The following is an 18,143-nucleotide window of genomic DNA, read 5'->3' as shown; positions in this document are numbered from 1 at the left end:
TCATGCCCTCCCCAGAACCAGCGAGCTGTTGACGCCGCCGAAACCGAAGGAGTTGGACATCACCACGTTGATCGACTGGCGCATCGGCTCACTGAGGAACTTCAGTGAAGGGTATTCGGCGCGCTCAGGCTCATAGTTCAAGGTCGGCAACAACACACCGTCGCGCAAGGTCATCAACGACAGCACGGCTTCAATGGCACCGCTGCCCGCCAGAGAGTGCCCCATGGCCGATTTGTTGGCGGTGAAGGTCATGAAGTCCTGACATTCGCCAAACAGCCGCTGCAGGGCCAGGGCCTCGCAACTGTCGTTGGCCTGGGTGGAAGTCCCATGGGTGTTGACGTGTTGCACGGCACTGCGCAGCAGCCCGGCATCTTCGATTGCTGCGTCCATGCATTCCTCGTACTTGCTGCCATCCCGGCTGCTGGAGGTCATCTTCTGGGCTTCGCAGACATTGGCGTAGCCCAACACTCGTCCCAACGGCCTGGCCTTGCGGCGTCGGGCATGCTCGGCGGATTCGAGAATCACCAGTGCCGCGCCTTCGCTGAGCACAAAACCACTGCGATCGGGCATGAACGGGCGGCTCTGCTCGCCTGCCGGCAGGTCGGCCTGGCACAACGCGCCGAGGCTGTTGAACATGTAATACGGCAGCTCATTGGCCATCAGCTCCACGGCGCCGCAAATCGCCAGATCCACTTCACCGCGCTCGATCGCCCGGAAAGCGCTGCCGATGGCCATGGTGCCGGCGGCGCAGGCATCAGAGTGGGTCGAGATGCAGTCGCGGATACCGAGCCAGTCCGCCAGATGCTGGGTCTGCTGATCGACCCGACGCACGAAGGCCGAGCCCGACGGTGCCGGATGGTCCAGCAGGCGATCCAGATCGACTCTTCCTGCGTCATCCATGCATCGACTGACCCGCTGCAGATCGTCGCTGTCGGCACAATATTTGTTGGCCCCCAGAAAGAGACCGCTGCGGCTGTGGGCAAAGTCGGCCGGTGTCAGACCGGCGTGCTGCAACGCCTGACGCGCGACGTACTCGGCCAGCACGCTCTGACGCGGGTGCAACGCTGCATTGCCACCGAATCCGGCGGCGATCTTCTGCCACTGTGCTTCATCAATAAACCCGGCCGCGCTGTTGCGAAACCCCAATGCCTGGAACCGGGGATGTTCGCGGACACAGGATTGTTTCCGGCAGATGCGCTCGAACAACGTGGCGGCGTCCAGCGCCATGGGCGCCACCAGGCCGAACCCGCTCACATAGACTTCTCGTGCCCGCATGTGAGCTCCTACACCGTCTCTTTGACGTGAGTGGCGACAAACTGCTCGACCAGTTGACGGGAGACTTTGTCGCCATCGGCCGGCACCAGGCGTGCGCTGCATGCACCGCAGACCACTTGCTGACGCTCGTTGAGCACGGCTTGATGGGCGTTGCAGTCAGGGCAGCTCGACGGCAGGTAATTGAACAGATTGCGGCACTGCTGCGCCCAGTTGAGAACCGTGGTGGCCGCAAACACCTGCGCCGGTTGCATGCCGGCCTTGAGCTGGTCCGGTGCGTAGGCGCTCAGGCTTTGCTCCAGCAGGGCCTTGCCGTTTTCAGTGATCCGGCCATTGGCCAGAAACTCGCTGGCATCCCCGCACACAGCCACCGCGTGGTCCAGCACGCTGGTCTTGGGCAAGGTGCAGCCATACTGGCGACCCAGCTGGAAGCTGAGGTCGACGATGTCCAGCGAGTCCGCTCCCAGATCTTCGACGATGCTGCTGTGTTCATCGATTTCGTCAGCGCTCATTACCAACAACTGCGCGAGAATGGCGCGGGTGCTGCCAATGACCTGTTCCAAGTCCAATGGATTGTTCATTTCTATCTCCCTATATGTGGTGTCTGACTCATATTTTCCGTATTCGAGAAGTAACTTTTCCCACAGCAACTTCTCACGCGGCGGAAATCTAAACTCTGCCCTTAAGGGGAGAGTCAACGAACTGTTCAAAGTTTTTTATTGATCTGAGACGAACGTGCACAAGCCCGTAAACGCTGCACTCGATTGGTGCAGGCGCTTGGTCGGAGCGACATATTTACTTAACAATGTCTGCGTAGGGTGGAGCGCGCCCGCCGCACTCATGTTCAACTTTGGAAAGCAACTTAGCGACGACCCCTGGCGTATCACCTGTCAAATTAAAGCAAGTAATTTTGTTATAAGTTCATAACCTTTGTTCCAGATCAGTACATTGCCTTAATTAAAGTTCCAGCGGGTTATTGACTAACCGTTCAGTGCAATCCGTTGTTGCGTTTATGAGCAACTGAATGTCGAACCCAGACAATTGGCAAAGTACCCGGCGCTATAGGGTGCAGCTTCCGCTTCAAGGCCTGCTCTGGAACTCACCAATGACCGCACCTGTTACCGTTTTGCGCGACACCCACCCGCTGCCCGTACTCGACGCCTGTAAATGGGAAAAGCTCGAGGGCGATCCGCACACCGTCAACCTCAACGCCTACACCAGCGAAGATGGCAGCAAGATCATGGGCACCTGGATCTGCACCCCCGGCAAGTGGCGGGTGGATTACGTGAAATGGGAGTACTGCCATTTCCAGGAAGGCTACTGCGTCATCACCCCGGATGGCATGGAGCCTATCCATCTGCGCGCCGGAGACATTTTCGTCGTCGAGCCGGGCATGAAGGGCACCTGGGAAGTGGTCGAGACCGTGCGCAAATATTTCGTGTTCGCCTGATGCAAAAAAGCCGGGAAACCACCCGACGTGATTTCCCGGCAATAAAGGCCTGTGCCGCGCACAGGCCTGTCGACGATTACTGCGGCTTGCGATAGCTGTTGATGATCGCCGAGAAGTCCTTGCCACCTTCCCCACGCTGGCTCATCGCCTGATACAACTGCTGCGCCACGGCGCCCAGCACTACCGGCTGATGGGCCTGGCGCGCCGCTTCGGTGGCCAACCCCAGATCCTTGAGCATCAGTTCGGCACCGAAACCACCGGTGTAACCGCGCGAGGCCGGCGCCGTTTCGACGATGCCCGGCCACGGGTTGTACATCTCCGAACTCCAGCAACGCCCGGTCGAGCTGTTGATGATCCCGGCAAGCACGCCGGTGTCGATCCCCAGCGCATCGCCCAAAGCCATGGCCTCACTGACGCCGACCATCGAGATCGCCAGCAACAGGTTGTTGCAGATCTTGGCGATCTGCCCGGTGCCGACTTCACCGCAGTGCACGATGTTGCGGCCCATCTGCGACAGCACCGGTTGCAGGGTGGCAAACAGTTGCGGTGTAGCGCCGACCATGAAGGTCAGCGTCCCGGCCGTGGCGCCGCCGGTACCGCCGGACACGGGCGCATCGGCCATGGCCACGCCTTGTCTGGCCGCCGCCGCTGCCACGTCGCGAGCGGTCTGCGGATCGATGGTGCTGCAATCCACTGCCGGCACACCTTTGCCGATTCCGGCCAGCACACCGTCCTCACCGAGCCAGACGCTGCGCACATGCACCGCCGCCGGCAGCATGGTGATGACCAGCTCTGCATCCTTTGCGGCTTCGCGAGCCGAGGCGCGAATGGTGCCGCCCAGTTGCTCGAGTTCCGCCAGCACGGTTTTGTTCAGGTCTACCAGGTTCAATGAATGCCCGGCCTTGATCAGGTTGCGCGCCATCGGCGCACCCATGTTGCCCAGACCGATAAATGCGATTTTCATGGCCATTCCTCAGCGCAGGTTGATGGTGGTGTTCACGCCATCGTTGACGCTGTCGTCATCGAACCAGCGCGCCGTGACCGTTTTGGTCTGGGTGTAGAACTGCACCACTTGCTTGCCGTAGGGGCCGAGGTCGCCGAGTTTCGAACCGCGCGAACCGGTGAAGCTGAAGAACGGTACCGGCACCGGAATCGGGATGTTGATGCCGACCTGGCCGACGTCGATTTCGCTCTGAAATTTACGTGCTGCCGCACCGCTCTGGGTGAACAGGCCGGTGCCGTTGCCGAAGGGGTTGGCGTTGACCAGCGCGATGGCTTGATCGAGGGTGTCGACTTCCAGCACCACCAACACCGGGCCGAAGATCTCCTGGGTGTAGATCTGCATGTCGGTGGTCACCCCGGAGAACAGGGTCGGGCCGACGAAGTTGCCGTTCTCGTAGCCCGGTACGCGGATGTCGCGACCGTCCAGTTCAAGTTTGGCGCCTTCCTTGATGCCGCTTTCGATCAGGTCGAGAATCCGCGCCTTGGCCTTTTTCGAAATGACCGGGCCGACATCGGTGCCCGGCTCATTGCCGGCATTGACCTTGAGCTTCTGCGCCAGCGCTTTCAGGTCCGGCAGCCACTGCCTGGCCGCGCCCACCAGCACCACCACCGAGGTGGCCATGCAACGCTGACCCGCCGCGCCGAAACCGGCACCGACCAGCGCATTGAGCGCTTGCTCGCGATTGGCGTCCGGCAGCACCACGGCGTGGTTCTTCGCACCCATCATCGATTGCACGCGCTTGCCGTGTTTACCGGCCAGGTCATAAACATGGGTGCCGACGGCGGTCGAACCGACGAAAGAAACCGCCTTGATGTCCTTGTGGGTGCACAAGCCATCGACCACGTCCTTGCCGCCGTGCACCACGTTCAGAACACCGGCCGGAATGCCGGCTTCAATCGCCAGCTCCACCAGCAGCATGGTCGACAGCGGATCCTGTTCGGACGGCTTGAGCACGAAGGTGTTGCCACAGGCGATGGCCATCGGGAACATCCACAGCGGGATCATCGCCGGGAAATTGAACGGGGTGATGCCGGCACAAACACCGATCGGCTGGCGCAGGGTGTAGGTGTCAACGCCACCGGCGACGTTCTCGGCGAATTCGCCCATCTGCAGGCTGCCGATGGAGCACGCGTGCTCGACCACTTCCAGGCCACGGAAAATATCGCCCTCAGCGTCGGCAATGGTTTTGCCCTGCTCGGCGCTCAGTACCACGGCGATACGTTTCGAATGTTCGCGGATCAGCGCCTGAAGCTTGAGCATGATGCGCATGCGCGCGCCGATCGGGGTCAGTTTCCAGGTCTGGAAGGCGCGCTGGGCGGCACTGACGGCAGCGTCGACTTCAGCAGCGGTGGCGAACGGGACTTTGGCCAGCACCTGCTGGGTCGCCGGGTTGACGATGTCATGCCACTCGGTGGTCTGCGACTCGACCCACTCGCCGTCGATCAGCAGCTTGACCTTCTGGACCGTGGTTTCGTTGGGCGTAAGCGATGCGTTCATGCTGGTCTCCGGAAATTGTTTTTATCTTGGGAGCCAAGGCGAAGGTTCGCCTTGAGATGAGGCGTGTGTCACGAATTGGTTGTCGGACTGTTTTTGGAGTATAGATGTGCAAACTTCTAATAAGAACGCACATATAAGCCCGTCCATCATGCAAAAAAACATCACCTCTCTGGGTTCGCTGAACTGGGACGACCTCAAGTTTTTCCTGGAGGTCGCCCGTACCCGCAAGGCCAGCACCGCGGCCAAACGCCTGGCGGTGGACTACACCACGGTGTCGCGCAGAATCAGTTCGCTGGAAGCCGCGCTGGGCACACTGCTGTTCGAGAAATCCCGCACCAGCGGCTTCGTGCTGACCGCCGAAGGCCAGCGTCTGCTGAGTTATGCCGAGTCGATCGAAAGCACGCTGCACATGGCCTGCGAGCAGGTGTCCGGCTCAGGAGTCGCATTGTCCGGCCACGTGCGGATGGGCTGCACAGAAGGTTTCGGCAGTTTCTTCATCACGCCGCAGCTGAGCCATTTCGTCGATGCCTACCCGGCGATCTCGGTAGACATCCTGCCGCTGCCGCACTTCATCAGCCTGTCCAAGCGCGAGGCGGACATCGTCATTGCCCTCGAGCGCCCGGAACACGGGCCGTATGTGTGCTGCAAACTCTGCGACTACCGCTTGCAGCTGTACGCCACCCAGGAATACCTGGACAAGCACCCACCGATCCACCGCCCCGCCGACCTGGGCAAGCATCAATTCATCAGTTACGTGGATGACCTGGCGTTCAGCTCGGAGCTGCTGTATCTGGCGAACGTGTTGCCCGGCGCCAACGCCCATTTGCGCAGCACCAGCGTGATCGCCCAATTCGTGGCGGCGCAGCAGGGACGTTCGCTGGCGATTCTGCCGTGCTTCCTCGCGGCGCAGGACCCGCGCCTGCTACCGGTGCTGCCGGAAGAAATCGATATCACCCGGCAGTTCTGGATGTACTGCCGGGAGGATCTGCGCAAGCTCAAGCGGATCACCCTGTTGTGGGATTACATCCGTGAGGTGACCGAGCGCAATCAGGCGTTGTTGATGGGACAGACCCGGGAAATGCAGTTTGCCGACTAGTCGGCACTGACCACGATCGAGACCCGGCGGTTTTCGGTGCGACCGGCAGCGGTATCGTTGGACGCCACCGGTTCGCGGCTGCCGAGGCCCTGCAGCTGGATGTTCTCCTCTTTCATGCCAACCGACGTCAGCACTTTGCTGACACTTTTCGCCCGGCGCAGAGACAACTGCTGGTTGTAGCTTTCCTTGCCCGAGGCGTCGGTGTGACCATCTACGCGAACCCGCTCGATACCGACGCCGAGCAGAGCCTTGCCGATACGCTCGACGATATCGGTGCTTTGTTTGTTCAGACTTTCCACATCGCTGCCAAACAGCACTTTGCCCGACAGGCCGAACTCCCAGCCATCGTCGGTCAGTTCAAAGCCCTGCTGCTTGAGCACGGCAATCTGCGCCGGTGTCAGGCCTTTTTGCGGAGCGGTCTGGCAACCGGTGAGGGTCAGCATGACCGTCAGCAACAGAGTGGAAAACAGTCGAACGGAAAGTGAGAACACGGCATCAGCTCCTGGTTTGAACGGGATCGACCGGGTGCTCCGACCCGGCGGTGAATTGGGCGCCACGGGAAAGGCGCTTGGCTTGATACATCGCGGCGTCAGCGGCATCGAGCAAGGTGCCCGGCGTAGCACCATGATCGGGATAAACGGCAATGCCGATACTGAGCGAGGTCACCACACTGGTGTCGCCCGGTACGGTAATGGGCGTGTCCATGCTGGCGAGAATCTTGTCGGCGATGCGCTCGGCGTCTTCGGTCTTGTGCAACGGCGTCAACAGCACGGCAAATTCGTCACCGCCCAGGCGCGCCACGAGATCCTCTTCACGCAACTGCGCACGCACCCGGTTCGCCACCGCCACCAGCACCGCATCACCGGCAGCGTGGCCAAAATTGTCATTGATCTCCTTGAAACGGTCGCTGTCGAGAAACAACACCGCTGCGCGCTCGTTGAGTTTATTGGCGCTGCGCAATGCACGAATCAACCGGCCCTCGAAAAACGCGCGGTTGGGCAGTCCGGTGAGACTGTCGTGAGTGGCTTGGTGGGCAAGGGTTTCGTTCTCGTTTTGCAGGTGGGTCTGCCACGACTCCAGTTCATCGAGCAGGGCGTTGAAGTCGTTGCCAAGGTTGTCGAGTTCGGCGATTTTCGCCGGAGGTACGCGCCGATCCAGCGCGCGCTCGCTGCGCGCGGCGTGGGCCACTTTGGCGAGGCTGTGCAATGGCCCGATAATGCCGAGCAACTGGCGACGCGCCAGAAAGAGCGCAACCCAGGCGCTGATCGCGGTGCAGAGAATGATGCCCGCCAGACCGCTCAACAAAAATCGCATCAGGCTGCCGCCGTGGCCGGTGAGCAGAATGCGTCCGATCTCACGATCCTGATGCAGGATCGGCAGGCTGATCGGTTTTTCCAGAATCGCTCGTGCCACCTGCATTTCCAGCGCGGAAAACAGACCGTTCTCCGGTCGCTGCCAACGGGCGAGTACCTGGCCCTGACTGTCCAGCACCTGCGCGTCAGCCACTTCTTCGGTCGAGGCGATCAGCGCGAGCGCTTCCGTTGCCGCTGCCTTGTCGTTGAATACCACCGCGGCTTCCACGGTGTAATTGATCGAACGCGCGATGAGGTGCAGGTTGTGATCGGCATAGACCCGCAGCGCCAGCACGCCGAGCAGGGTCAGGGACACACTGGCCATCGCTACGGCGACCAGTGCGACAATCAGATGTCCGCGCCCGATGACCGAGCCCAGGGTCGGACGTCCGGTGGAAGGGTCGCGCTTCATGGGACCGCCGGCTTGCGGCGCGACAACTGCAGCACGCTTGGATGGATACGAACGCCGCTACGGGCGACGGAGTCGAGATTGACCTCGAAAGACACCTGCTCGTCGCCAACCCGCAGACAGAACAGGCTGCCGACCGTGCACTGATCGCCGCCCTCGCTGATGCTCAGGACCGGATGGCCGATCAGCGATGCGAACAACCGATTGCGCTCATCGGCGGTGAGCTTGCCGATGTACACCGCATCGCACTCATTGGCGACTGTCGGGTTGTCTGCCAGCAGACGACGCACAGCGACAGGACGGCCTGTCGCCTGGGTCGTGCCTTTCACCAGATCATCGGTGTATTCGGTAGGGCCGACGATACAAAGACGCAACTGTGCAGGTTCGACCGGCCAGCGCGCATAACTGAGAATGCCCAGCACCACTTGAGTGACAGACCTGGCCCTCTGTTCAGCCATGCTCACCGGCAGTTCCGGCTGAGCAACCGCCACACCCGTGAGCAAGCAGAGCAGAACGGCAAGCAATACTCGTTTGCTGCCAACTACGCGCTCTGTCGCCCAGACAGCCAGCTTCATGCAGGGATTCTCTTGGATCGTTACGAAATGATGCCGCAACGATAGCACAGCGTTGAAACACCAGCGATACAAGCCCCGCTGACCGACTGGTCAGATCGTGCCGGAAAAAGCCGACATCTTCAGCCTTGAGTCCCCGCCCTGTCTTCCAGTTCAAGCATCAAACCGCTCAAGCGCTTGACCTTGCGCTGCACGGCCTCCTCGAACACCCCGCTTCGCGGCTCGATCAAGGTGAACCATTGCCTGGCTCGGGTAATACCGGTGTAGATCAGCTCTTTGGTCAACACCGGATTCAACGCATCCGGAAGTATCAGTGCGGTATGAGCGAACTCCGAGCCCTGAGACTTGTGCACGGTCATCGCATACACGGTTTCTACATCATTGAGCCGGCTCGGCAGCACAAACCTGATGCCGCCGCGCCCGTCATTGCGCGGGAATGCCACCCGCAGGACAGGTTCACCGACGGCCCGTCCGTCGGGTTCAGGCAGTTTGAGCGCAATGCCGATATCGCCGTTCATCAGCCCCAGGCCATAGTCATTACGGGTCATCAGCACAGGGCGGCCTTCATACCACTGCTGGTCGCTGTCGATCAGACGCGCCTTTAGCAGCGCTTCGGTGATGCGCCGGTTCAACCCTTCAACGCCCCACGGCCCCTTGCGAACCGCGCAGAGCAGCTGGAACGTATCGAACGCCCGCAAAACCTCTCGCGCCCATTCGAGCCAACCGGGATGTTCAATGGGAGTTCCGGCAGGCGGACGCTGATTGCGTAAAACGCTCAAATAATGTCGGTAGCCGTGTGGGCCCTCGCCATGCCCATCCAGAACGAGGCGTTCCAGTGCGTGATCATGCTCTCCCTTGAGCGCCAGCGAATACACGTCGTCATGGCTTCGCGCTGCCAGCAACTGGCGAGCCTCATGCGGCAGTTGCTGATTCACCCGGCGTGCAAGCTGGCCGATGCCGCTGCCCTCGCCAAATCGCCGCGAGTGACGCAACATCACCACTTGCTGCGCCAGGGGATGCGTGCCCTCCAGGTCTTCGTGCAGGCCGGCGCCCTGCAAGGACTCCCCGCTCACGGACTCCAGCCACTGACGTGTCTGCGGACTGTACCAGCCGGCCTCGGCATCGCGGCACAGATCCCCCAGCACCGCACCGGCTTCAACCGAGGCCAGTTGATCCTTGTCGCCCAGCAACACCAGGCGGGCGTGTGGCGGTAACGCATCAAGCAGATTGGCCATCATCTCCAGGTCGATCATGGACGCCTCATCGACCACCAGCACATCCAGTGGCAGGCGATTGCCGGCATGGTGGCGGAAATGACGGGTGCCGGGACGACTGCCGAGCAGGCGATGCACAGTCGTCACATCGGAAGGAATCTTTTCCCGAACGGCCTCGGCAACCTTCAATGACTGTACCTGCTGACTGATGGACTCGGTCAGCCGTGCAGCGGCTTTCCCCGTAGGCGCAGCCAGACGAATGCGCAAAGGTTGGCCAGCCTCGACGGCAGGCGCCTGGAGCAAGGCCAGCAAACGCACGACCGTGGTGGTCTTGCCGGTGCCCGGCCCGCCCGTGACGATGCTGAAGGCACCTCGGGTCGCCAGTGCGCAGGCGAGTTTCTGCCAGTCGATCGCGTCGGGTTTCCTTGCCGCGCCGAACACCCCGTCCAGCCGCTGCGACAGATCATCCGGTGTCGGTTCGCGCTCCGCCAGGCGCTGACGCAGTGCCATGTCGATGCGGCGCTCATAGGTCCAGTAGCGCCGCAGGTACAGGCGTTTACCGGACAGCACCAGAGGGCATTGCCGCGCGGACTCACTGTCGTCGACGGCCAGCGCCACCAGTGGACTGCCGGCCAGAACCTTGCACCAATGCGCCCCTTCAAGGCCCTCGAGCAACTGTGAGGGCAGCAGCAATACACCGTATTGCACATCGCCCTCCGGTGGCAGGGACAGTGCGAAGTCCGGAGCCTTGAGGGTTTCGTACAGATCGAGGCAGACATGACCATGACCGAGTTGATGACTGGTCAACGCGGCGGCCAGCAATACCAGCGGATCGACATCAGGCGCCAGCTCATGAAGAAACGCCACGAATGCCTTGTCCAGAGCCCGCAACCATCCACGCTCGACCCAAAGATTCAGTAGTTGCAGCAGGTCATGGGCCCGGGTCAGTGGTGTGAGTTGCCCCAGGTCTTCGGCATCCAGCGAAACCGGTGGGAAATCCACGAAGGTACGGCTCATAGCAATTCTCCCTGTTCCCACACCGGTTCGGTTCTCGGTTCCGGTTTGCCCTGGAACATCCGATCCAGGCGCTCGATCAGTTCCCGTGGCGGGCGCGCGAAATAAACGCCACCGCTGTCTGCCCGGGTACCGCGCAGGAACAGATACAGCGCCCCTCCGACATGCCGGTCATAGTCGTAATCGGCGAGACGCGCCTTGAGCTGGCGATGCAGTGCCAGCAGGTACAGCACGTATTGCAGGTCATAACGGTTTTCCAGAATCGACTGCTCCATGGCCTGTTCGGTGTAGGCAGCGTCATCAATGCCCAGCCAGTTGGATTTGTAGTCCGCCACGTAGTAACGGCCATCGTGCTCGAAGGTCAGGTCGATGAACCCCTTGAACATTCCGTTGAGCTGCACCGCTTCCGCGGCGACCCGGGCTGCGCCCCTGTGGGTGTGCTTGCAGACCTGTTCGTCGAGCTTGACCACATCGACCTTGTGGCTGGCGAACCAGAACTCCATCTCGACCCGGTACTGCTTCAATTGCGCCAAAATGATTGGCGGACGACCCGCACCTGCCGGCATCGGTGACTGCAGCAAATGCCGCAGCCAATCGGTAAGAGTGGTGATCCAGCCTTCCCAGCCGCGCCGATTGCAACGCCGGGCGATCGCGTCTGCCAGCGCTTCGCTCGAAACCGCGAACCCTTCATTACCTGCCCACTCAAGCAGGCCATGGAGAAACGTTCCAGGATTCGGACCACGGGGGAAGCGATGAATATCGGCGCCTCCGGGGATGATCTCACGGGGAGCATCGGGTTCGAGACGTTCGTCGTCGAACAGCTTCTGCGCTTGCGGGCTGTCCGGTGCCTCGTCGCTGCCCATGGTCAACACGTCACTGATGCGCAATGCACTATAGGAAGCGATCCACCAGTTTTCGCTGGCCTTGCGTTTGGGAATCAACGTGGCACTTGGGGTCGCTACGTTGCGAGGTGGCTGGTAGCGCTCATTTGTCGCCAGTGGCATTTCAAGAACGTTCAGCGCAGGGCAATGCTCTTTCAGATCATCGAGCCAACGGATCAGACCGCTGGACTCACCCAGGGAGGCGCCGCCTCCCAGCAGATAACCAAGCGCTGAAAGATGCAGGACCGAGCTGCTGTTGTTACCACGTTTGAGGTCCGCCACACCGAGCCAGCAGGCATGTTGCGCACGGGTCAGCGCGACGTAGAGCAAACGCAGGTCTTCCGCGAGTCGTTCATTGTCGGCCAGGGCAATCAGCTCGGCATCAGGCTTGAGACTGATCCGGGCCTGACCGGATTCATCGTGGTAGTGCAGCGGCAGGCGACTGCCGTCCACGGGTTTGGCCGAACAAATGAAGGGCAGAAATACCAACGGGTACTCGAGCCCTTTGGACTTGTGGATGGTCACCACCTTGACCAGTTGCTCGTCGCTTTCAAGACGAAGGATCTGCTCCTCACCGGCCTGACCGGATAATGCCAGGTGCTCGGCCAGGTGCCGGATCAGGGCCTGTTCACCATCCAGTTCGGAGGCCGCCTGTTGCAGCAGCTCCGACAAGTGCAGCAAATTGGTCAGCACCCGCTCACCGTCAGTGCGCGCAATCAATGTCTGCGGCAGCTGAAAGTCATGCAGAAAACGCCGCAACATCGGTAGCACGCCTTGCTTGCGCCACAGCTCACGATAGGCCCGGAACTGCATGACTCTGGCTTCCCAGACCATTTCGTCCTGATTCAATCGCTCCAGCTCGGCCAACGACAGATTCAATGTGGTAGAGGCCAGGGCAGCTTTCAACGAGCGCTCGATATCCGGTTCGGCACAGGCCTTGAGCCAGGCCAGAAGATCATGGGCCTCCTGGGCGGCGAAAACCGAATCCTTGTCTGACAGATAAACGCTGCGCACTCCCCTGGCGGCAAGTTCGCCACGTATCGCTTGAGCCTCTTTGCCATCGCGTACCAGGATCGCAATGTCTGCCGGTTGCAGTCCGCGAAACGCCTTGCCGTCCTGGGCGAAGCCAGCGCTGCCGCCTTGTCCGCCATTGAGCAAGGCCGTGATTTCACTGGCGCAAGCAGCTGCCAACTGTTGGCGATAGACCGCACCGGAAACCGGCTGCTCGGTGGAGAAATGCCAGATGTTGAGTGCCGGGACGTCGTGCCCCGAAATCTGTAACTGCTCCTTGCGCCCCTGCGAGTCCACAGGCTGAAACGGTACCGGGTTGTCACCGGTTTTCTCTCGGAAAAGAAACGCACCCCGTCCCTGTTCCCGGAGCTCGGCGCGCTCGAACACCTGGTTCACTGCACGCACCATCCCGTGACTGGAACGGAAGTTCGTGCCCAGTGTATGCAGTCGACCTGCCGTGGCCTGTCGGGCGCGCAGATAGGTGTAGATGTCTGCACCACGGAAGGCGTAGATAGCCTGCTTGGGATCACCGATCAAAAACAGCCCGATATCGGAATCGTTGTCCTCGATGCGATAAATACGCTCGAAGATCCGGTACTGCACCGGATCGGTATCCTGGAACTCGTCGATCAGCGCGACCGGAAACTGCTCCCGGATAAGAGTGGCGAGGCGCTCGCCTCCTTCGGATTGCAAGGCTGCGTCGAGACGCAGCAGCATGTCGTCAAAGCCCATTTCTGCACGTCGACGTTTTTCTTCTTCAAAGCGCTCACCAACCCATTTGGCGGCGTGCTGCAGCACAGCGGTATCAGGTGTCGGCAGTCCGTCAAGGCTCGATTTGAGTGCCTGCATGGCGTCCAGCCCCGGATGGTTTGGTGGCTCGCCTTTCCAGGCTTCGGCCATGCCATCAGGCGTTAGTCGGGTAAATCCGGTTCCGATGTCCAGTTGCTCCTGGGACTCATCTTCAGCCCAGGCCTTGAGCTTTTCGAACCAGGGCTCGAAGTAGCGAACCTGCATCTTGCGCCCGTCGACGACTTTGTTCGCGACGCCCTGATGACAAAGGGCAAGCAGTTCATCTGCCCATTGATGCCAAGGCTTCTTCAATTCAATCAATGCCGCACGGCGCTCCTGCAGACACGCTTCGATCAGCTCAGCCGGAGTCCTGTACTCCCCCTCTGCACGTTCGGTGCCGAAGAGTCCTCGCAGGCGAGGCAACAGTGCTGCCGGTCCCCCCCAGTGGCTGCGAACCCAATTCAGAGCATCCCCACGCATCGGGTAGCAGAACAGACGCCAGTAATCGCGAAGCACCTCGCCCAGCAACTCGCTGTGATCGGTCTCCAATGTATGGGTAAACAGACTGCCGCTGTCGAAAGCATGCTCGCGCAGCATCCGCTGGCACCAGCTGTGGATCGTCGAGACGGCGGCTTCGTCCATCCACTGTGCGGCAATGTCCAGACGGTTGGCGCAGCCGGACCATTGCTGAGGATCGAACTGCGCGCGAAGCTCATCGATCAACGTATCAGGGGGCGGCGTCTCGTCACGAAAAAAACGTGCGGCCTCGGCCAGGCGTGTGCGAATACGTTCGCGCAACTCCTTGGTCGCCGCATCAGTGAAGGTCACTACAAGAATCTGTGGTGGCAGCAGCTCGCGACCGAAACCACTCGCTTCACCTCCGTGACCGAGGATCAGGCGCAGATACAACGCAGAAATGGTGAATGTCTTGCCCGTGCCTGCACTGGCCTCGATCAGTTGACTGCCCTTCAACGGAAACGCCAGGGCGAGAGGTTGCTTTGCACTCATGAACGAACTCCCGCACCGGCCAGGGATTGCCAGGGAGCCTCGAGTAACGGGCGGTATAAAGCGTTGCACCAATCGGAGAATGTCTCGTCGGCCAGCAGTGCATCGTAATCCGGGAACTGACGGGCCAATGCGGGGCTTTCGCGTCGCTCACCTTCGCTGGTCAGACCATCACCTTCATAAGCTTTACGGGCAGCAGCTTCAGCCTTCTGCGAATCACTCTGCCCCAGCCATGCGAATGCAGTTTTCACCGCGACCGGGAGCGGTTGACGCATCCCGGACTGCCAGGCGAGCAGCAGATCTTCGAGTACTCCCCAGGCCCGATCCTGCTCCATCGGTTCAAGTAAAAGGGTGTCGTCACTGGCAACCAGCGCAGTCGTCAGTGAAAGCCCGCTCGCACAAGCGACCAGATGATTGACCCATGGTTTGGTCAGACGGTGCCACTTGCGGCTTTTGATCGAACCGACGCCGTTGGGAATCGTCGTCACCGACAACACTCCGCCATCGGCTCGTTGATGCAGACCGCCCAGCCATCCTTCCAGGCGTAAACCCTGCCATTGCAGATTGATTGGTGTCGCACTGGTCAGCGGCGTCGGCCAAAGCGTCAGTAGCTGCTGATAGCGTTGCAGCAAATCAGGCAGTGGTTCGATCAATTCTCGCTGCAGGCACTCACCGAATCCCGCCATGGGCAGCAGTCCACTGTTTTGCAGACGTCTTGCTTGAGCTTCAAGCGCCTGATCGACATTCTCAGGTTGCCTCAAGGCTGCTTCGAGCAGGCTTTCGCTCAGGGTGTATCGTTGCAACGCGTCCAGCACAAAGGGCTCTTCATCCGCCTGGGGGGCCTGTGCCGCTTCAAAGTAGACCTTCAAGCGCTGGGTAAAGAAGTGGCGAACCGGGTTACGCAGAAAATCCTGCAGCAACGCGAGGCTCAGTGGCTCTTCCTGGACATGAGGTTCAAGCCTGGATGCTACCTCAGCAGGCTCATGATGCTGGTGCAACACTTGCCATTCACTGGCATAGCTGAACAGTTCGTTGCCTTCATGAAAGTAGCGCGCACTGAATGGCTGAAGTGGATGCTCCTGGGTCAGGGCTTCCAGAATATTGGTTTTTTCATCAGTCGTTCGCCAGCCGCTGGCGAGATGATCACGCAACTGACCGATCAGCACCGAAGGTGGTCGCTCACTATTGTCCCGAATGCTGCGCCCGACCCAGCTGATGTAAAGCTGATGGCGAGCAGACAACAGCGCTTCGAGCAGCAGGTAGCGATCGTCCTCACGGCGGGAACGATCTCCCGGCCGGTAATCGCTCCCCATAAGATCAAAGTCCAGGGGAGGTTGTGCCCGAGGATAATCGCCATCGTTCATGCCCAGAAGACAAACCAGCTTGAATGGAATCGCCCGCATCGGCATCAGGGTGCAGAAGTTCACCGCACCGGCCAGGAATCGTTGCGACAAACGCCCCTGGTCCAGCCCGGTCAGCCAGGCCTCGCGAACAACGGTCAACGGTAACTCGTCCTCCAGTCCGACAGACTCGCAGGTCTCCAGCCATGACTCGCGCAGCTCCTCGAGCTGAGTCAACAAGTAGTCATCGTGTTCATTGCTCGGTTTGAAAAACAACTGCATCAGTACCTGCAACCGGCTCCCCCACTCTTGAGGTCTCGCGGGCCTCAGTAATTGCTGGTGCGAGTACTCCAAGGCATCCAGAAGTGCGACCAGAGGACCGATCAACGCCGCATCAAGACCGCCAATTTCATCGTAGGGTTCAATATCCGCGCAGGCACCGAAATCGCCAACCGCATATCCGAGAAGCATCCGTCTCAGGCCGAAACGCCAGCTGTTCTGCTCCAGTTCATTGGGCAATCCCAGCCCGGCACGCTGGTCTGCGTCCATCCCCCAGCGCACACCGGCGCCTTCGATCCAGCGATGCAGTGTCGGCAGATCTCGCTCTTGCACACCGAACCGCGCGCGTAATGCGGGAACATCGAGCAGATCGAGGACTTCACTGACGGGAAAACGACTGTCTGGCAGTTTGAGCAGATGCTCGACAGCGATCAGTAATGGATCGCGACCGCGTTGTCCCTGGTCTGCCAGCGTGAAAGGGATGAAACGTGGGTCATGGCGATCCAGCTGCCCGAATACCGCACGGACGTGCGGTGCATAACTGTCGATGTCAGGTACCATCACGATCACATCGCGGGGTCGCAATTGCGGATTGGCACTGAAGCGAGCCAGAAGCTGATCGTGGAGAATCTCCACTTCGCGCTGTGCACTGTGAGCAATGTGGAATCGGATCGACTGATCCTGCGTCAGGTCGACATCGGGCCATAGCTCACGCGTCTCGCTGAGCGGGCGCAGTTCCAGGATGTCGTCCTGCAATTGGTTGAGGATGTTTTGCGCAAGGGTTTCGCTGAACAGGTCGATGCGGCCGTTGCGAAATGCCGCGCGATAGCTGCCTGGATCGTCGTAGCTGTCCAGCAGATTGATGTAGTCACGACCTTGCTTGCCCCAGGCGGCAAGCAGCGGATGGGCGTGTTGATGCAGAGATTCCGGATCCAGCACCACGGGCATGCCGTTCTTGCGAGCCTGACGCTTGTATTGATGACGCAACAGATCCTTGTCGGCAACGATATCGGCCCAATGATAGCGGCAAGGGTTGTGTACGCAGAGCAGGACCTGGCTGAACCGGGCCAGTCCTGCCAACGCTTCCAATACTTGTGCAGGCAGTGAGGAAATCCCGAAAACGATGACTCGTGAAGGCAAACCTGCCGGTGCATTTTCAAGGTTGTTGATGCATTCCATAAATCTCTGATGCACGCCTGCCCGACTCTGAGCCATGCCTTGCTCACCGACATCTTCAAGCAATGCACGCCATAGCTCTGCCTGCCAGCAACTGGTACTGGGGAGTGGTTTCACTTCCCCTCTGACATTTCGTAGCTGATGACGCCCCTCGGCCCAATCCTCGAGCCAGTCGGCACGGTACACCTGATACTGATCGAACAGGTCTGCCAGTCGCTCGGACAACTGATAGCGCTTGCGCAGGTCCGTGTCATGAGTCAGGAATCGTTGCAGTGGTTCGAAATGCGGCCGGTTGATGACTTGTGGCAGCAAGCGCATCAGTCGCCAGGTCAAAGGGGCCTTGTCGAGCAGGGACTTGGCCGGAATCTCATTTCGTCCCAGAACCATGCGGTAAAGCTGCCACATGAAACTGCCCGGCAATTGCACATCGATGGCGGCAGCAATGCCACAGCCACCAAGCTCATCCGCTTCAGGATCCTCGGCTAATGCGAGCTTGAGCCATTGGGCGATGCCATTGCTCTGCACGAGGGCAATTTCGTTTACCAGAGGAGCCAGCGGATAACGCCGCATTATGCTGATCACAAGGCTGCGCAGTTCGTCCAGGCTGTTGCTCTGAACCACCATGAATGCAGCGTTGAGGGACTGAGTGTCCGGCATAGGGCTTCCTTGAAAAATACAAAAGCTAGGTCTGAACCTTAGCATTGTCGGCTGGCGAGGGCAGCCGCGAGGCGTCCGAGAATGCCGTACGAACTTTCCTGCGGACAAAACAAAACCCCGACTGCT

At 60.1% G+C, this 18,143-nt stretch carries 12 protein-coding genes; 2 read left to right on the top strand and 10 right to left on the bottom strand.

Going from position 1 to position 18,143, the window contains the following annotated elements; translation table 11 throughout:
- Together BBF94_RS21860 and BBF94_RS21855 are read right to left on the bottom strand one after the other, a co-directional pair.
- Positions 1-1,275, bottom strand: coding sequence for a beta-ketoacyl-[acyl-carrier-protein] synthase family protein (locus BBF94_RS21860; RefSeq protein ID WP_065261046.1), 1,275 nt, complete (start codon positions 1,273-1,275; stop codon positions 1-3).
- Between the two features lie 8 nt (positions 1,276-1,283).
- On the bottom strand, positions 1,284-1,853 hold the full coding sequence (locus BBF94_RS21855) for an acyl carrier protein (protein ID WP_065261045.1): 570 nt from the start codon (positions 1,851-1,853) through the stop codon (positions 1,284-1,286).
- 524 nt (positions 1,854-2,377) lie between these two features.
- Here BBF94_RS21855 and BBF94_RS21850 point away from each other — a divergent pair.
- Positions 2,378-2,722, top strand: coding sequence for a cupin domain-containing protein (locus tag BBF94_RS21850; protein ID WP_065261044.1), 345 nt, complete (start codon positions 2,378-2,380; stop codon positions 2,720-2,722).
- 76 nt (positions 2,723-2,798) lie between these two features.
- Here BBF94_RS21850 and mmsB read toward each other — a convergent pair whose 3' ends face one another.
- Together mmsB and BBF94_RS21840 are read right to left on the bottom strand one after the other, a co-directional pair.
- On the bottom strand, positions 2,799-3,686 hold the full coding sequence (gene mmsB, locus BBF94_RS21845; protein WP_065261043.1) for a 3-hydroxyisobutyrate dehydrogenase: 888 nt from the start codon (positions 3,684-3,686) through the stop codon (positions 2,799-2,801).
- Between the two features lie 9 nt (positions 3,687-3,695).
- Complete coding sequence (locus BBF94_RS21840) at positions 3,696-5,222, bottom strand: CoA-acylating methylmalonate-semialdehyde dehydrogenase (RefSeq protein ID WP_065261042.1); 1,527 nt, start codon at positions 5,220-5,222, stop codon at positions 3,696-3,698.
- 148 nt (positions 5,223-5,370) lie between these two features.
- On the opposite strand from BBF94_RS21840, the gene BBF94_RS21835 reads away from it, so the two are divergent.
- On the top strand, positions 5,371-6,318 hold the full coding sequence (locus BBF94_RS21835) for a LysR family transcriptional regulator (RefSeq protein ID WP_065261041.1): 948 nt from the start codon (positions 5,371-5,373) through the stop codon (positions 6,316-6,318).
- Here the strand turns inward: BBF94_RS21835 and BBF94_RS21830 are convergent.
- The 6 genes from BBF94_RS21830 to recC all read right to left on the bottom strand — a co-directional run bounded on the left by BBF94_RS21830 (position 6,315) and on the right by recC (position 18,017).
- Positions 6,315-6,761, bottom strand: a complete 447-nt coding sequence (locus BBF94_RS21830) for an OmpA family protein (protein ID WP_404820986.1) — start codon at positions 6,759-6,761, stop codon at positions 6,315-6,317. The genes BBF94_RS21835 and BBF94_RS21830 overlap by 4 nt on opposite strands.
- Before the next feature lie 52 nt (positions 6,762-6,813).
- Complete coding sequence (locus tag BBF94_RS21825; protein ID WP_065261039.1) at positions 6,814-8,082, bottom strand: diguanylate cyclase domain-containing protein; 1,269 nt, start codon at positions 8,080-8,082, stop codon at positions 6,814-6,816.
- Positions 8,079-8,654: a YfiR family protein gene (locus tag BBF94_RS21820; RefSeq protein ID WP_065261038.1), complete on the bottom strand. Its 576-nt coding sequence runs from the start codon at positions 8,652-8,654 to the stop codon at positions 8,079-8,081. The genes BBF94_RS21825 and BBF94_RS21820 overlap by 4 nt, the downstream gene beginning before the upstream one ends.
- A 119-nt stretch (positions 8,655-8,773) precedes the next feature.
- A complete protein-coding gene (recD, locus tag BBF94_RS21815; RefSeq protein ID WP_065261037.1) occupies positions 8,774-10,882 on the bottom strand; it encodes an exodeoxyribonuclease V subunit alpha in 2,109 nt (702 codons plus the stop codon).
- On the bottom strand, positions 10,879-14,568 hold the full coding sequence (gene recB, locus BBF94_RS21810) for an exodeoxyribonuclease V subunit beta (RefSeq protein ID WP_065261036.1): 3,690 nt from the start codon (positions 14,566-14,568) through the stop codon (positions 10,879-10,881). The genes recD and recB overlap by 4 nt, the downstream gene beginning before the upstream one ends.
- Entirely contained in the window at positions 14,565-18,017 is a 3,453-nt protein-coding gene (recC, locus tag BBF94_RS21805; RefSeq protein WP_065261035.1) for an exodeoxyribonuclease V subunit gamma, read from the bottom strand. The genes recB and recC overlap by 4 nt, the downstream gene beginning before the upstream one ends.
- Positions 18,018-18,143 lie beyond the last annotated feature (126 nt).

The sequence above is a fragment of the Pseudomonas bananamidigenes genome (assembly GCF_001679645.1).
Taxonomy (GTDB): Bacteria; Pseudomonadota; Gammaproteobacteria; order Pseudomonadales; family Pseudomonadaceae; genus Aquipseudomonas; species Aquipseudomonas bananamidigenes.
The sequence above is the reverse complement of the archived record's forward strand: the minus strand, read 5'-3'. Positions and strand labels throughout refer to the sequence as shown.

What these genes read in the sequence shown, in the direction of transcription:
- recC (WP_065261035.1), bottom strand. Translation starts at nt 18,017, where the DNA reads ATGCCGGACACTCAGTCCCTCAACGCTGCATTCATGGTGGTTCAGAGC.
- BBF94_RS21855 (WP_065261045.1), bottom strand. Translation starts at nt 1,853, where the DNA reads ATGAACAATCCATTGGACTTGGAACAGGTCATTGGCAGCACCCGCGCC.
- mmsB (WP_065261043.1), bottom strand. Translation starts at nt 3,686, where the DNA reads ATGAAAATCGCATTTATCGGTCTGGGCAACATGGGTGCGCCGATGGCG.
- BBF94_RS21850 (WP_065261044.1), top strand. Translation starts at nt 2,378, where the DNA reads ATGACCGCACCTGTTACCGTTTTGCGCGACACCCACCCGCTGCCCGTA.
- BBF94_RS21820 (WP_065261038.1), bottom strand. Translation starts at nt 8,654, where the DNA reads ATGAAGCTGGCTGTCTGGGCGACAGAGCGCGTAGTTGGCAGCAAACGA.
- BBF94_RS21825 (WP_065261039.1), bottom strand. Translation starts at nt 8,082, where the DNA reads ATGAAGCGCGACCCTTCCACCGGACGTCCGACCCTGGGCTCGGTCATC.
- recD (WP_065261037.1), bottom strand. Translation starts at nt 10,882, where the DNA reads ATGAGCCGTACCTTCGTGGATTTCCCACCGGTTTCGCTGGATGCCGAA.
- BBF94_RS21840 (WP_065261042.1), bottom strand. Translation starts at nt 5,222, where the DNA reads ATGAACGCATCGCTTACGCCCAACGAAACCACGGTCCAGAAGGTCAAG.
- BBF94_RS21835 (WP_065261041.1), top strand. Translation starts at nt 5,371, where the DNA reads ATGCAAAAAAACATCACCTCTCTGGGTTCGCTGAACTGGGACGACCTC.
- recB (WP_065261036.1), bottom strand. Translation starts at nt 14,568, where the DNA reads ATGAGTGCAAAGCAACCTCTCGCCCTGGCGTTTCCGTTGAAGGGCAGT.
- BBF94_RS21860 (WP_065261046.1), bottom strand. Translation starts at nt 1,275, where the DNA reads ATGCGGGCACGAGAAGTCTATGTGAGCGGGTTCGGCCTGGTGGCGCCC.
- BBF94_RS21830 (WP_404820986.1), bottom strand. Translation starts at nt 6,761, where the DNA reads ATGCTGACCCTCACCGGTTGCCAGACCGCTCCGCAAAAAGGCCTGACA.